The following is a 13,838-nucleotide window of genomic DNA, read 5'->3' on the forward strand; positions in this document are numbered from 1 at the left end:
CCTACCCGTCCTTCGGTGTGGTGGTGTCCGCCCCGTGCGTCGGCGTGCGCACGAAGTTCTGCACCTCGTTCTGCATAGAGTAAAACAGCGCGCACGCCCCGGCCGCCCCGGCGGCGATCTGGAGGATGCCGTCGACGGCGTACATTGCCACAGGCACGCTGGCGGAGTCGGGGGTCATCAAGAAGAGCGCGAGCATGCGCAGCACGAAGAACACGGAGAAGAACTGCAGCAGCCGCAGTGCGTTCGATGCCCACGAGGCGCGTCGGGCCAGGGCACGCACGGCAAAGACGAGCAGACCCACGATGAGCAGCTGGAAAGCCACCATCATGATGACCGAGCCGTAGACACTGGCGTTGATCATCGCGTCGCTGACCTCCTCGCCGGAGGACTTCGCCGCGTCGCGGGCGCTCTCGCGCAGGGCGCTGGGGTCCATGATCATGGACGCGGTGGACACGAACAGGTGGGCCAGCTCGGCGCCGAGCATCGTGGTCAAGCACAACAGGAGGTAGCGCACCGCCTCCGGGAGCTTGACGGGCCCCTTTCCACCCGGCGCGTTCGGGCTGCCCCCGGCGACGGCGCCGGCGCTGACGTGGCTGGCGCTGCCGGGCACATCGGGGGTGGCGGGGGTGCCAGAGGCCTCACGGCCCGGCCGGTCGGGCGCTGCAGGGGGTGCGGGGGGTGCCGGGCGGGGCGGGCGCGGCGGAATACTAGACATGGAGGGCCTTTGCTGCGTCGATGGCGAAGTAGGTGAGAATCTGGTCCGCGCCGGCGCGCCTGATGGACACGAGCGACTCCATCATCGCCCGGTCCAGGTCGATCCATCCGTTGCGCCCGGCCGCCTGGATCATCGCGTATTCCCCGGAGACCTGGTACGCCGCGACGGGTACGGGCGAGACCTCGGCAATGCGGGCCAGGACGTCGAGGTAGGGCAACGCGGGCTTGACCATGACGAAGTCGGCACCCTCCTCCACGTCGAGCTGCACCTCCAACTGCGACTCCCGGGCGTTGGCCGGATCCTGCTGGTAGGTGCGGCGGTCGCCGGTCAGCGAGGAACCCACCGCGTCGCGGAAGGGACCGTAGAAGGCGGAGGCGTACTTGGCGGAGTAGGCCATGATGGCCACGTCCTGCCAGCCGGCGGCATCGAGGGCGTCGCGGATCACCGCGATCTGTCCGTCCATCATCCCCGAGGGGCTGACGATGTGGGCACCCGCCTCTGCCTGGGCCACCGCCATTTTGGCGTAGCAGTCGAGGGTGGCGTCGTTGAGCACCACCTCGTTGCCGAAGCGATCCGTTCCGGGCACACCGCAGTGGCCGTGATCCGTGAATTCGTCGAGGCAGGTGTCGGCCATGATGAGCAGGTCGTTCCCGAACTCCCGGCGCATCTCGGCCAGGGCGCGGTTGAGAACCCCCTCCGGGGCCCAGGCGGCCGACCCGGTGGCATCCTTGTCGCCGTCGAGTGGCACACCGAAGAGATCCACGCAGGTGATCCCCGCCTCAAGGGCCTCGTGCCCGATGGCCTTGAGGGAATCCAGCGTGTGCTGGTACTGCCCGGGCATGGAGGCGATTTCGCGCTTCTCGGCGATGCCGTCGGCGACGAAGAGCGGCAGGATCAGGTCCGAGGGGTGCAGGCGCGTCTCGGCCACGAGCTCGCGCATCGCGGCATTCTGGCGGAGGCGCCGGGGGCGCCGGGTGATTTCATAGGAAGGCACGCTCCTATCCTAGGACCTCCCCCGGACACCCGAAAATGTTTCCGGCCCCGGGCGCACGCCGGGCGCGCCGACACGGGCTTCCTACTACTCGGCCTGCCCGTCCTCGGCGGCACGGCGGCGCGAGCGGCGCTTCTTGCGCGGCGGCGGCAGCTGGCCCGTCGCCCGCAGCGAGGCGACGTGGGCCGCGAGCGCCTCCACGAGGGAGGGCACGTCGGCCACCTCTGGCATGACATCCACGCGCAGGCCCTGTTCGCGGGCTTCCGCCGCCGTCATCGGCCCGATGCAGGCGATGATGGTGCGCGGGTGTGGTTTGCCCGCGATGCCCACCAGGTTCTTCACCGTCGACGCGGAGGTGAAGCAGACCGCGTCGAAGCCGCCGGTCTTGATCATGTCCCTCACCTCGGGCGCCGGCGGGGCGGCGCGCACGGTGCGGTAGGCGACGACGTCGTCGACCTCCCATCCCTTGGCCACCAGGCCGTCGACGAGAACGTCGGAGCCGAGGTCGGCGCGCGGCAAAAGAACGCGTGAGACGGGGTCGATGTCCTCCACGTACTCGGGGAACACCTCCACCACACCGGCGGCGTTCTGCTTGCTGCGGTGGGGCAGAAGCTCGGGCGACATGCCCCGGGAGCCCAGCGCGTCGGCGGTCTTCTCCCCCACGGCGGCAAGGTGCACACCCGCGAAGGCGCGGGCGTCGAGCCCGAGCTCCGAGAACTTCTCCCACACCGCGTTCACCGCGTTCACCGAGGTGAACACGACCCACTGGTAGCGGCCCTCGACGATGCCCTTGATGGCGCGGTCGAGCTGGGCGGGGTTGCGCGGCGGCTCCATGGAGATGGTGGGGACGGACTGCGGGATGGCACCGTAGGAGCTCAGGCGGGCATTCATCACGCCGGCCTGCTCCTTGGCGCGCGGCACGAGGACCCGCCACCCGTAGAGGGGACGGTTCTCCCACCAGGAGTACTTCGTGCGGTCATCGACGGCGGTGCCGATGGTCACCACCAGGCTCCCCTCGAGGTCGGCGTCGATCCGCCCCACCGTCTCCAGGGTGGCGTCGAAGGTGCGCTGCAGGCGCGTGGTGCCATTGCTGGTCACGGTCAGCGGGGTCGTACCCGCGAAACCGCGCGCCATGAGCTCGGCGGACAGGGTGTCCAGTTGCTCGGGCAGGACCTGGAACACCAGCGGCTGGGGCGCGGCGGCGAGCTGGTCCCAGTCGACGTTGCCGTTGGACAGGTCCGTCTCCGTGTAAGTGGAGCCGAGCGCGATGCCGGCAAAGGAGGGCACGGTGGAGGGCAGCGACATCCCGGGTACGACCTGGAACTCCATTCCGGCCGCGGCGACGGCGGAGATCTCGTCCATCACGGCGTCGCGGGTCAAGGGGTTTCCGCTGACGAGCCGGATGACGTCGCCCTCGCCCGCCTCTCCCCGCTCGATCGCCTCACCGGCCGCCGCGAGGGCGGCGCGAAGCTTCTCGACGATCCCCTCGCCGGTCAGGCCGTACTCCTCTATCTCCGCGGCCGTCGGGTCGGCCGGCCGCTGAGGCCGGCGCCGGGCGCCCGCGGCCTTGGCCTCGGCGCACATCCGCTCGTAGCGCTCCTCGGCAGCCTTGAGCTTGTCCGCCGGCACCGGCAGCTTGGCGGCGACGACGTTTCGCACCCCCTGAAGAACGTCCGGATCCACGATCGCGATAGAATTGGTCTCCATCACCTCGCGAGCACGGACGGTGAGCAGATCGGGGTTACCCGGGCCTGCGCCGACGAAGATAACCTTCCCCGGCCGGGGCGTGATCGAGGGCATGTTCATAGAAGGTTCTTTTCTAAGGCGTGATTAAAGGCGTGAAAGGCCCCGGCCCACCGGCACGCCTAACTTGGGGCCGTGTGCGCCTGGGCATTCCACCATGTGCTAAATACACCTTAAAGTGAACTCCCCCCGAAACAAAAACTGGAGTTCGCCCGCCCCGCCGTGCGGCGGGGTTAGTCAGCAGGGTTTATTCCATCAGGGCTGCCGCGCCTCGCTCCAGCAGCCGCGTGGCCACCTCGCGGCCCACCGCCACTGGGTCGGTTCCGGTGAGGGTTTCGGTGAGCTGCGCGGATCCGTCGGCGGCGAAGACGCCCCCGCGCAGGACGATCCCGCCGTCGCGAAGCTCGGCGTAGCTGGCCACGGGTGCGGTGCAGCCCGCCTCGAGGGTGGCGAGCACCTGGCGCTCGGCGGCCGCGCACACGGAGGCGGCGTTGTCCACCAGCGTGTCGATCGCCGCGCGCGCCTCCGTGTCGTCCACCCGGCACTCCACGGCCAGCGCGCCCTGCGCGGGCGCGGGCATGAGCACCTCGGGCGGGAAGATCTCCGTGGCGCGGTCGCCGTACCCGGCGCGCGACAGCCCCGCGTAGGCGAGGATGACCGCGTCGAGCTCGCCGGAGCCGACGTAGCCCATGCGCGTCTCGATGTTCCCGCGCAGCGGGCGGATCTCCAGATCCGGGCGCAGGGCACGCAGCTGGGAGACCCGCCGCGGGGCGGAGGTGCCCACCCGGGCCCCGGCCGGGAGCTCCGCCAGGGTCAGCCCGTCGCGGGCGATGAGAGCCTCCCTGTTGTCCTCGCGGACGGGCACGATGAGGTGGGTGCGCGGCTCGGGGGCCGTCGGGAGGTCCTTGAAGGAGTGGACGGCCACGTCGACATCGCCGTCGAAGAGCGCGTCGCGCAGCGCCGAGGTGAACACGCCCACGCCGATGCGCTCCACCGGCGCCGCGGAGACGTCGCCGGCAGTGGTGACGATCTTCAGCTCCGCCCCGTGCCCCGCCGCGATGAGCGCGTCGCGCACGTGCCCGGCCTGCGTGGTGGCCAGGTTGGAACCGCGGGTGCCGATCTTGAGCATTACTTCTCCTTTATCCGAATGTCCTCGAGGCGCGGCAGCTGCGCCGCCTCGACGGCGACCGGGGCTCCCCCGATGCCGAACAGCTCCTCGATGGCTGTTTCCACGCTCACCGTCTCTGACTGGGCGGCGAGCTCCTTGATCTTCACCGTCGGGTTGTGCAGGAGCTTGTCGACGACCCTGCGCACCATCCGGCTCACCTGCGCGAAGTCGGCCTCGCTGAGCCCCGGTGCGCGCGAGCGCAACCGCTCGAGCTCCGTGACGATGACCTCGTTGGCGGCCCGGCGCAGCTGCGCCACGGCGGGCGCGACCTCCCGGACGCGCTGCTGCGAGCTGAACGCCTCGAGCTCCTCGGCGATGATCGCCTCGGCGGCGCGGTGCGCGCGGCTGTCGGCGGAATCGCCCTCCATCATCTGTCCGTGCAGGTACTCGATGTTGACCAGGTGCACGCCCTCGCGGGCCGTGACGGCGTCGTCGATGTCGCGCGGCAGCGAGAGATCGGCGAGCATGACCGGCCCGGAGATGTCCTCCGGGGTGATGGTGAACTCGCCGCTTGCGGTGGCGGAGATGGCGATGTCCGCCCGCGCCAGCGCTCCGGCGCGGGCGTTGAAGTCGACAACCTCAGCGGCCACGCTCGCCTCGCGGGAATGCTCGGCGAGGCGTTCCGCCCGGGAGCGGGTGCGGTTGGCGATGATGAGCCTGTCCACGCCCATCTTGCCCAGGTGGGTTGCGGAAAGCGTCGCCATCGCACCCGCGCCGAGCACCAGTGCCGTCGTCCCACGGAAGTCCGCGCGTCCCATGATGCCCAGGGCCTTCTCCAGCGCCAGGGTGACCATGGAGGCCCCAGCGTCGTCGATGGCGGTCTCGGTGTGCACGCGTTTGCCCGCGTGCAGGGCGGACTGGGCCAGCAGGTGCAGGCCGGGGCCGACGGTGCCGCGCTCCACGGCATCCTGGTAGCTGGTGCGCACCTGGCCGATGATCTGCTGCTCGCCCACCACCATCGAGTCGAGGCCGGCGGCGACGGTCATCATGTGCTTCGCGGCCGCGTCGGCGTAGCGCACGTACAGGTAGGTGCGCAGCTCCGGCTCCGCCACCCCCGAAGTTGCGGAGAGCACGCGCAGCACGTCGTCGACACCACTGTGGAAGGAGTTGGTCACGGTGTAGACCTCGAGGCGGTTGCACGTCGAGATGATCATTGCCTCGGACAGTGACGGCTGTTTGACCAGCGCGGACGCAGTCTCATCCTGCACGGAGGCGTCCATGCTCAGCTGCTCCAGCAGGGCCACGGGTGCCGAGTGATGCGACATCCCTACGACGAGAACACTCACGACATCCCTCCGGAATCTCCAAAAATCAAACTAAAGGATAACCCAGGGGTCAGGACAGCTCGGCAGCGAGGTCCTCGTTGTCGACCTCCCAGCAGGCGAATTCCTCCCCGTCGATCACGACAACCGGCACGCGGTCGCCGTACTCCATCGCGAGTTCGGGGTCGGCGGACGCGTCGACGTCGACAAGCGAAAGGCTCGCCCCGTGCTTTTCGACGACCGGCCGGATCTGCTCCGCCACACGGACGCAGGACCCGCAACCCTCCCGGACCATCAGCTCCACTTTTTTCATCTGGCCTCCCCGTCAAGCGCACCGCGCGGTGAAGAATTACGATTGCTTACGCTACTCCGACCCCCACCGAAAGGTTGATACGCACGATGAGCGCGGACTTCGTCCCCCTCCCCGGCAGCGAATTCCTCGCCCAGTGGTCGGTCTCCCACGGCAACCTCCGCCGCTTCCTCGAGGACACGGCGCTTCCGCCTCTCGACGACAACTCCCAGCGCGCCGCCGGCGAAGCCGCCGCCGCGGCCGCCGTGGAGGAGACGTTCGGAATGGGCCTCGACGAGTTCGCCCTCGGCGTCGACTCCGTGGGCGGCGCCTTCGCCACCGCCGGCGCATCCACGGTGACCGAGCCCGATCCGGACATCCCCCAGGACACGCACGCGGCGGCTTTCTTCGACATCGACAACACCCTCATCCAGGGCTCCTCCCTCGTGCTGCTGGCCGCCGGGCTGGCGCGCCACCGCTTCATCACACCCCGCGAGCTTCTCCCGGGCCTAATCAAGCAGGTTCGCTTCCGGCTCAGCGGAACCGAGAACCACGGGGACATTGCCGAGGGCCGCGAGCAGGCCCTCGAGCTGGTCAAGGGAAAGAGCGTGGCGGAGCTGACGCAGCTGTGCTCCGAGATCGTGGACCAGCAGATGATGGGCAAGGCCTACCAGGCGACGGTGGAACTGGGGGCGATGCACATCGCCGCCGGGCAGCAGGTGTGGCTCGTCTCCGCCACCCCGGTGCAGATCGGCCAGGCGCTCGCCCTGCGGCTCGGCTTCACCGGGGCGCTCGGCACCGTCGCGGAGGAGAAGGACGGGCGCTTCACCGGGCGCCTCGTCGGCGACATCCTGCACGGCCCCGGGAAGAAACACGCCGTTGCGGCGCTGGCCGCCATCCAACAGCTCGACCTGCGCCAGTGCACCGCCTACTCAGACAGCGTCAACGACATCCCGATGCTCTCCATGATGGGCACCGCCGTGGCCGTCAACCCCGACCGGGCCCTGCGCGCACATGCCGAGCGGGCCGGGTGGGCCGTGCGGGACTACCGTTCGGTGCGTCGCCTCGCCCGCAGCTGGGCCCTGCCCCTCGCGGGCGCGGCGGGAGTGACCGCGGGGGCGGCGCTGGCCGTGCGGGCGCGCCGCTGACCTGGGCTCACCCGGTGCCCCTTCCGCGGCACCCGGCAACGGAAAAGGCCCACACCCCGGAACGGGATGCGGGCCTTCGGCGCGGCTTTACTTGCCGAGCTTACGACGCTGCACGCGGGTGCGGCGGAGCATCTTGCGGTGCTTCTTCTTCGACATGCGCTTGCGGCGCTTCTTGATCACTGAACCCATGAGGTTTCCTCGTTTCCATCGTTGTACGTACAGTCCTGCCGGCCGGCAGTGGTCGCGCGACGCTGACGCTGCGCGCGGGGCGGGGGAGGTGCACACTCGCCCCACCCGTACCGTCACCGGCATGAATGTTCCCAGCATAGCGCCCGTGGCGGGGCAGACCAAAAACCGCGCCGCCCTGCCCGCGGGAAGGCGGGAGGGCGGCGCGGCTCGTAATGCGGGCGAAACTTACCCGACGTCGTACACGGACGAGTCGAGGTAGTCGTTCACAGCCGTCTCGTTGACCCGGAAGGAACGTCCCACGCGCACGGCGGGGAGCTCACCGGAGTGAACGAGGCGGTACACGGTCATTTTGGATACGCGCATGATCTCCGCGACCTCGGCAACCGTGAGGAACTTACCCTTTTCTTCGTTAGCCATAAATCAGTTAACCCTTCAAGCACGGTCGCGCTGTAGGCTTCCCCTCCCACAGGACGAACACGCACGTGCTGGAACCAGCCTAGCGTGAACGGTGGGCGGGTTGCGACCCAAGTGCCAAAATTTTTTCAGAGTTCAGCCAGTAAACACGTCGGCACTGGTGTGACTCGGCGGGCCTGCTGGGGCGCAGCCCTCTATTTGCCGAGCTCCCGGGCCCGGCGGGCGCACCCCTCCGTTGCCCGGTACAGGCTGCCGCGCAGGCCCGACTCCTCCAGCTCGCGCACCGCCACCGCGGTGGTCCCGCCCGGGGAGCATACGGCGTGGCGCAGCTGCTCCGGGGGCGTGTCCCCGGCGAGCATCTCACCGGCGCCCGCCGCAGTGGCCACCGCAAGCCGGGTGGCGGTCTCCCGCGGGAGCCCGAGGGCGACCCCGGCGTCGACAAGTGCCTCCGTCATGAGGAAGTAGTACGCCGGCCCCGAACCGGACAGGGCCGTCGCGGCGTCCATGAGAGCTTCGTCGAGCTCTACCACGGTGCCCGTGGAGGCGAGCATGCGGCTGATCACCTCCTGCTGCCCCTCCTCCACGAAGCGCCCGAAGGCGGCGACGTGCACGCCCCGGCCCACCAACATCGGGGTGTTGGGCATGACCCGGGCGATGGGCGTGCCGGCCGCGGAGGCGGCGGCCTCCATCGCGGCGATTGTCACGCCGGCAGCCATGGAGACGAGAGCAGTGGGGACCTCGTTCTTCGCCACCGTCCCGCTGATCTCCTCGATCACCGCGAGGATCTGGGGGGGCTTGACGCAGAGGAAGCAGACGTCGGCGTCGACGGCGGCCTCGTTGTTGTCGTCCGTGGTGACCACGCCGTAGCGCTCCTGGAGCTCCGCGCCGCGCTCCCGGCTCCGGTTGGTGGCCGTGATGCGCAGGGGTTCCACGCCGGCGGCGATGAGCCCCGAAATGAGGGCTTCACCAATGTTGCCGGCACCGATGACGGCGATCTTGTCTGCGGAGAAATCGGGGGTGGAAGTCATGAACCCCAGGGTGCCACAAAACGGTGGCAACCCCGGGGTTGAAGGGTGCTGGGCGTTCCGCGCGCTAGACGATGAGCGCAGGGCCGAAGGCCATCACCGCACCGGCGACACCCGCCAGAACCGTGGTGAGGGTGTCCCGGCCGGTGCGCATCGCGCGCACACCGAAGATGACCGCGAGGACTGCGGCGAGAGCGAGGATCGCGGCGACCACCGTCTTCATGTGCGCCCACACCCACTGGAAGGCGAGGAACCCGAGGATGCCCACGATTACACCGGCGAAAACCAGCAGCACGAGCATGATGGGGTTCAGCGCGGAATCGTCCTCCGCCACCTCGTCCGCGGCCACCTCACGCCCGCGGGGGTCCGCGAGGTCTGCCGCGTCAGCGGCATCGTCGCGGCGGTCGACGTCCCGGGTGCTCCCGGGAGTCGCGGGGGCCTCGGGGACCTCGGCGGCCTCCACCTCCCCGCGCTCCGCAGGGCGGGACGGTTCGGGCCGGACCGCGGGGATGACCCCGGTCTCCCCGGCCGGGCGCGCGGCCAGGCGCGAGGAGCCGGCGGCCGGCTTCTGCGCCGGTTGGGCCTCCACGCGGCGGATCTCGGCGGTGTCCTCGGCTGCGGGCTTCACGGGCCGGGAGACGGGTGCCGCCGCAGGCTTGACGACGGTCACCGGCGCCGCCGGCTTCTCCGCCGTGGCGGCTGCGCCCTTTCCCGGAGTCGCCGGAGCCTTCGCCCCGGTGGTCCCGGCCGTCGAGGCCCGGTTCGGCTCCGCGGGAGCGTCGATGGGCACATTCGAGTGCTTGACCTCCGGCGGCCGCGCCTCCACCTTCTTGATCGACCCCGTCAGCTCCGCGACGGAGACGCCACCCTCCTCCAGGCTGCGGCGGCGGCGGGGACGGGGCTGTCCTGCACCGGGGTTCTTCCCCTCAGTCCGTGCAAGGAGCTCGGCAACGGTGAGTTGCTTGTCCTCAGACATCAGTTGTCATCTCCTTGGTCGTGTCCCTGATCATGTCCCTGATCCATCCACCGCAGAATCACGCCTTCGCGCAACGCCCACGGGCAGATATCCAACTTATCAAGATTAAGCGCCCGCATCGCCGCTTCCGCTACCAGGGCACCCGCAACGATCTGGTGGGACCTGTCGGCGCTGATTCCCTCCAGCTCGGCGCGGTCCGCCGCGGTCATCCGCGAGATGAACGCGATGAGCTGGCGCAGGCCCGGCGCGGTCAGCGTGCGGCGCACGAAGGGCCCGGCCGAGGAGGGCGCTGCGCCCGTGAGACGGGCGAGGGAGCGGAAGGTTTTCGACGTCCCCACGGCCAGGCCGGGCTCCCCCATCGCCCGGAAAGCCTCGGCGGGCCCGGCGAGCTCGGCATCGATGAAGTCGCGCAGCATGTTGATCTTCTTGCGCTCCGGCGGATCCGTGTCGAACCACTGGTGGGTCAACCTACCGGCGCCGAGGTCCAGGGAGAAGGCGAGATCAGGCGTTTCCTCCATTCCACTCGACAGCTCGAGCGACCCGCCGCCGATGTCGAGGTTGGTGATCCGCCCGGCGGACCACCCGTGCCAGCGCCGCGCCGCCAGGAAGGTCAGGCGCGCCTCCTCCACGCCCGAGAGGATCGCCAGCTTCACCCCGGTGCTCTTCTCCACCTTCTTGAGCACGTCGGCGGAGTTCGTGGCGGAGCGCACGGCGGAGGTGGCGAAGGCCAGGAACTCCTCGCACCTGAGGTTTTCCGCGAGGTCCTTGGCCTCGCCGACGGTGTCGATGAGCCGGTCGACGCCCTTGTCCTCGATGTTGCCGTGCTTGTCCAGCAGCTCGACGAGCCGGAGCGGCTGCTTCCAGTCGCTCATCGGGGTCGGCCGCCCGCCGCTGCGGGCGTCAACCGCCACGAGATGGACGGTATTGCTGCCAACATCTAATACACCTAGTCGCACGCCCCCAGAATAATGGGTCTACCGTACTCAGGTGTGAATCAACCATCGGCAAAGCCCGTGTTCCTCGGTTTCCCGGCCGCCTCCCCGGCGGGCAAATCGATTCTCGCGGGCCGCGAGGTCCCGCCGGATTTCCCGCGCGAATGGTTCGAGTTCGTCCACCCGGACGACCCCACGCACTACTTCAGCATCGACCTGACCTGGGCCGAGTCCACCTGGACGTGCCGCTTCGGTACCCCGCAGTGCCTCGGCATCGACGAGTCCATGCCGGCCGTGGGCTGCTGCATCCACGGTGCGTACCTGTCGGACGAGTCGGACCGTGACGACCTCTACAATTCCGTCGCCGAGATGCCCGCCAGGTACTGGCAGCTGCGCCCGGCCGAGGTCGACTCCTACCTCGCCAACGCGGACCCGACCGTGCTCGAACCCTGGCTCGAGTGGGATGAGGCCGAGGGGGTTGAGGAGGTCGAGGACCGCGGGCTTGGCGACGCCCCCGCCGACGCCGCCGGTGGCACGGGTGACACCGATGACGACGACACCCCGCACCTGAAGACGCGGGTTGTCAATGGAGCATGCATCTTTGCCAACCGCCCCGGCGCCGAAACCGGGCCCGGATGCGCCCTACACCAATGGGCGGTGGCGGAGGGCCGGCCCGTCATCGGCTCGAAGCCCGAAGTGTGCTGGCAGGTTCCCTTCTCCCGGGAGGACGAGTGGGAGGAGCGCTCCGACGGAGTGGAGATCCTGCGCACCACCATCGGCGAGTACCACCGCCGGCAGTGGGGCGGGGGCGGGGAGGACTTCGACTGGTGGTGCACCGCCGCGCCCGAGTGCCACTCCCCCGGCGAGCCGGCGGGAGAGCCGGTGTGGCGCACGATGCAGGAGGAGCTCACCGCCCTCATCGGCGAAAAGCCGTACGCGGTCCTCGCTGCGCATTGCGCGGCCCGGGCCGCCCTGCCGGCATCCGCGCGCTCGGCGCACCCGGCCACGGTGGTCGCCGGGGGCCGGGCCGCGGCCGGGGAGAACTAGACCTCGAACTTGTAGCCGAGGCCGCGCACCGTGACCAACTGGGTCGGACGCGAGGGCTCGCGCTCGATCTTGGTGCGCAGGCGCTTGACGTGCACGTCGAGGGTCTTGGTGTCGCCGACGTAGTTGGCGCCCCAGATCCGGTCGATGAGCTGGCCGCGTGTGAGCACGCGGCCGGCGTTGCGCATCAGGTATTCCAGCAGGTCGAACTCTTTCAGGGGCATGGGCACGGGTTGGCCGTCGACAAGCACCGTGTGCCGCTCCACGTCCATCTTCACCCGGCCGACCTCGATGATCTGGTCGTCGTAAGGCTCCTCGTCCTCCACCTCGGGGCCGCGGCGCAGCACGGCGCGGATGCGGGCGACGAGCTCCCGGGTGGAGTAGGGCTTGGTCACGTAGTCGTCTGCACCGAGCTCGAGGCCGACGACCTTGTCGATTTCCGAGTCGCGCGCCGTGACCATGATGATGGGCACGGAGGATACCGAGCGCAGGCGGCGGCACACCTCGGTGCCGCTCATACCCGGGAGCATGAGATCGAGTAGGACGAGGTCGATATCGCCCCTCTCGAACTCATCGAGGGCCGCGGGCCCGTCGCCGGCGAGCGCCGTCTCGAATCCCTCTTTGCGCAGGAGATACGCCAGCGGGTCGGCCAGCGATTCCTCGTCTTCCACGATGAGAATCTTGGTCACTGCTCTTCCTTTTCCTTTCGACGACCCGCCACGCGTGTCACGGCCTTGCGTATGCCGGACGCGGACTCAGGGTCCTCCGGCCCGCTCTCGATGACGCGGGCCTCCGGCGTGTAGATGGGCAGCTCGATGGTGAACGTCGAACCGGTCCCGAGACGGGACCACAACTTGATATTACCGCCGTGGTTGATCACCACGTGCTTGACGATGGCCAGGCCCAGCCCCGTTCCCCCGGTGGAGCGGGAGCGGGCCTTGTCCACCCGGTAGAAGCGCTCGAAGACGCGCTTCTGATCCTCCGGCGCGATGCCGATGCCACGGTCGGTGACGCGGATGAGGACCACGTCGTCGCGCACCACCTTCTGCGAGATGCTGACGGGCTGGTTGTTCGGCGAGTAGTTGATCGCGTTGGACACCAGGTTCGACACCGCGGCGGTGAGCAGGGCACGGTCGCCGATGACCGAGATGCCGGTCGGCATGCTGCGGGTCAGCTCGATCTCGCGGTCGTCCGCCGTCACCTGGTTGCGCTGGATGGCATCGTCGATGATGTCGTCGACCCGCACCGGCGCCATGTCCGGCAGCGCCTCCGCGCCCTGCAACTTCGACAGCGCGATGAGGTCCGTGATCATCTCCCCCATCCGGTGCGATTCCTTGACCAGCTTGGTACCGAAGTAGGAGACCATCTCCGGGTCCGTCGGATCCTGCAGGAGGGCCTCCGCCAACAGGGAGATCCCGCCGACCGGCGTCTTGAGCTCGTGGGACACGTTGGCCACGAAATCACGCCGCGCCGACTCCATGCGCACGTTTTCCGACTCGTCGGAACCGTAGGCGACAACGAAGGAGTTGTCGTTCAGCGTCAGGGGCTTAACCAGCGCCCGGACGTTGCGGATCCGGTTGCCCGTGGCTCGCTGCGGCATGTCCAGCTCCAGGGTGCGCTCCTCCTGGTCGTCGAAAACCTCCTCCGCCGCCTGCCACACGAGGGGGTTGAGGGTGCGGTCGTGCACCAGCGCCATGTCGTGGGCGCGGGCGTTGGAGAGGATCACCCGGCCGTTCCGGTTGACCACCGCCACGCCCGAGGGCGACCCCTGCACGCTGAGGTGGAGGATCTGGCTGATGGTGGAGACCGGGGAGTCGTCCGGGCGGGACTGGCCCCGCTTGCGCAGCCGCCATTGACCCGCCCGCCGCGCGAGGGGCGCGGCGAGCGCGGTGAGCACCACGCCGAGGATGAACGCTAGGACAGGGGACAAACCGTAAACTTC

15 protein-coding genes are annotated in these 13,838 nt (G+C 69.3%); 2 read left to right on the forward strand and 13 right to left on the reverse strand.

What is annotated here, in order from left to right; all coding sequences use genetic code 11:
• Position 1 precedes the first annotated feature (1 nt).
• From B3611_RS01335 to B3611_RS01360, 6 genes are all read right to left on the reverse strand, one after another.
• A complete protein-coding gene (locus B3611_RS01335; protein ID WP_291313280.1) occupies positions 2-610 on the reverse strand; it encodes a hypothetical protein in 609 nt (202 codons plus the stop codon).
• Between the two features lie 97 nt (positions 611-707).
• Positions 708-1,709, reverse strand: a complete 1,002-nt coding sequence (gene hemB / locus B3611_RS01340) for a porphobilinogen synthase (RefSeq protein WP_291313281.1) — start codon at positions 1,707-1,709, stop codon at positions 708-710.
• Positions 1,710-1,793: 84 nt separating this feature from the next.
• Positions 1,794-3,512 carry a uroporphyrinogen-III synthase gene (locus B3611_RS01345; RefSeq protein ID WP_291313282.1) on the reverse strand — a complete coding sequence of 573 codons (1,719 nt, stop codon included), beginning with the start codon at positions 3,510-3,512 and terminating at the stop codon, positions 1,794-1,796.
• A 184-nt stretch (positions 3,513-3,696) separates the two neighbouring features.
• Positions 3,697-4,578: a hydroxymethylbilane synthase gene (gene hemC, locus B3611_RS01350; RefSeq protein ID WP_291313283.1), complete on the reverse strand. Its 882-nt coding sequence runs from the start codon at positions 4,576-4,578 to the stop codon at positions 3,697-3,699.
• Positions 4,578-5,903, reverse strand: a complete 1,326-nt coding sequence (locus B3611_RS01355; RefSeq protein WP_291313284.1) for a glutamyl-tRNA reductase — start codon at positions 5,901-5,903, stop codon at positions 4,578-4,580. The genes hemC and B3611_RS01355 overlap by 1 nt, the downstream gene beginning before the upstream one ends.
• 49 nt (positions 5,904-5,952) lie before the next feature.
• Entirely contained in the window at positions 5,953-6,192 is a 240-nt protein-coding gene (locus B3611_RS01360) for a glutaredoxin family protein (protein WP_291313285.1), read from the reverse strand.
• An 86-nt stretch (positions 6,193-6,278) separates the two neighbouring features.
• On the opposite strand from B3611_RS01360, the gene B3611_RS01365 reads away from it, so the two are divergent.
• Entirely contained in the window at positions 6,279-7,316 is a 1,038-nt protein-coding gene (locus B3611_RS01365; protein WP_291313286.1) for an HAD family hydrolase, read from the forward strand.
• An 87-nt stretch (positions 7,317-7,403) separates the two neighbouring features.
• Here B3611_RS01365 and B3611_RS01370 read toward each other — a convergent pair whose 3' ends face one another.
• The 5 genes from B3611_RS01370 to B3611_RS01390 all read right to left on the reverse strand — a co-directional run bounded on the left by B3611_RS01370 (position 7,404) and on the right by B3611_RS01390 (position 10,876).
• Positions 7,404-7,505 (reverse strand): 30S ribosomal protein bS22, encoded by a 102-nt coding sequence (locus B3611_RS01370; RefSeq protein ID WP_003855542.1) that lies wholly within the window; start codon positions 7,503-7,505, stop codon positions 7,404-7,406.
• Positions 7,506-7,730: 225 nt separating this feature from the next.
• The gene (locus B3611_RS01375; protein WP_115685382.1) at positions 7,731-7,922 is read right to left on the reverse strand and encodes a helix-turn-helix domain-containing protein; all 192 of its coding nucleotides are present in this window, start codon (positions 7,920-7,922) and stop codon (positions 7,731-7,733) included.
• A 191-nt stretch (positions 7,923-8,113) separates the two neighbouring features.
• Entirely contained in the window at positions 8,114-8,947 is an 834-nt protein-coding gene (proC, locus tag B3611_RS01380) for a pyrroline-5-carboxylate reductase (RefSeq protein ID WP_291313287.1), read from the reverse strand.
• 64 nt (positions 8,948-9,011) lie between these two features.
• A complete protein-coding gene (locus B3611_RS01385; protein WP_291313288.1) occupies positions 9,012-9,920 on the reverse strand; it encodes a hypothetical protein in 909 nt (302 codons plus the stop codon).
• Entirely contained in the window at positions 9,920-10,876 is a 957-nt protein-coding gene (locus tag B3611_RS01390; RefSeq protein ID WP_291313289.1) for a Ppx/GppA phosphatase family protein, read from the reverse strand. Before B3611_RS01390 ends, B3611_RS01385 begins: the two co-directional genes overlap by 1 nt.
• A 12-nt stretch (positions 10,877-10,888) precedes the next feature.
• On the opposite strand from B3611_RS01390, the gene B3611_RS01395 reads away from it, so the two are divergent.
• Complete coding sequence (locus B3611_RS01395) at positions 10,889-11,899, forward strand: hypothetical protein (RefSeq protein ID WP_291313290.1); 1,011 nt, start codon at positions 10,889-10,891, stop codon at positions 11,897-11,899.
• Here the strand turns inward: B3611_RS01395 and B3611_RS01400 are convergent.
• Both B3611_RS01400 and B3611_RS01405 read right to left on the reverse strand, forming a co-directional pair.
• Positions 11,896-12,585: a response regulator transcription factor gene (locus tag B3611_RS01400; RefSeq protein WP_291313291.1), complete on the reverse strand. Its 690-nt coding sequence runs from the start codon at positions 12,583-12,585 to the stop codon at positions 11,896-11,898. The genes B3611_RS01395 and B3611_RS01400 overlap by 4 nt on opposite strands.
• Positions 12,582-13,826, reverse strand: a complete 1,245-nt coding sequence (locus tag B3611_RS01405; protein ID WP_291313292.1) for a sensor histidine kinase — start codon at positions 13,824-13,826, stop codon at positions 12,582-12,584. The genes B3611_RS01400 and B3611_RS01405 overlap by 4 nt, the downstream gene beginning before the upstream one ends.
• Positions 13,827-13,838 lie beyond the last annotated feature (12 nt).

Source organism: Corynebacterium sp. UBA2622, from assembly GCF_002339505.1.
In the GTDB taxonomy this organism is placed as follows: Bacteria; Actinomycetota; Actinomycetes; order Mycobacteriales; family Mycobacteriaceae; genus Corynebacterium.

Excerpts from the sequence above, each read along its gene's own strand:
- B3611_RS01385 (WP_291313288.1), bottom strand. The coding sequence starts at position 9,920 with ATGTCTGAGGACAAGCAACTCACCGTTGCCGAGCTCCTTGCACGGACT.
- B3611_RS01375 (WP_115685382.1), bottom strand. The coding sequence starts at position 7,922 with ATGGCTAACGAAGAAAAGGGTAAGTTCCTCACGGTTGCCGAGGTCGCG.
- B3611_RS01370 (WP_003855542.1), bottom strand. The coding sequence starts at position 7,505 with ATGGGTTCAGTGATCAAGAAGCGCCGCAAGCGCATGTCGAAGAAGAAG.
- B3611_RS01345 (WP_291313282.1), bottom strand. The coding sequence starts at position 3,512 with ATGAACATGCCCTCGATCACGCCCCGGCCGGGGAAGGTTATCTTCGTC.
- B3611_RS01395 (WP_291313290.1), top strand. The coding sequence starts at position 10,889 with ATGGGTCTACCGTACTCAGGTGTGAATCAACCATCGGCAAAGCCCGTG.
- hemC (WP_291313283.1), bottom strand. The coding sequence starts at position 4,578 with ATGCTCAAGATCGGCACCCGCGGTTCCAACCTGGCCACCACGCAGGCC.
- B3611_RS01360 (WP_291313285.1), bottom strand. The coding sequence starts at position 6,192 with ATGAAAAAAGTGGAGCTGATGGTCCGGGAGGGTTGCGGGTCCTGCGTC.
- proC (WP_291313287.1), bottom strand. The coding sequence starts at position 8,947 with ATGACTTCCACCCCCGATTTCTCCGCAGACAAGATCGCCGTCATCGGT.
- B3611_RS01365 (WP_291313286.1), top strand. The coding sequence starts at position 6,279 with ATGAGCGCGGACTTCGTCCCCCTCCCCGGCAGCGAATTCCTCGCCCAG.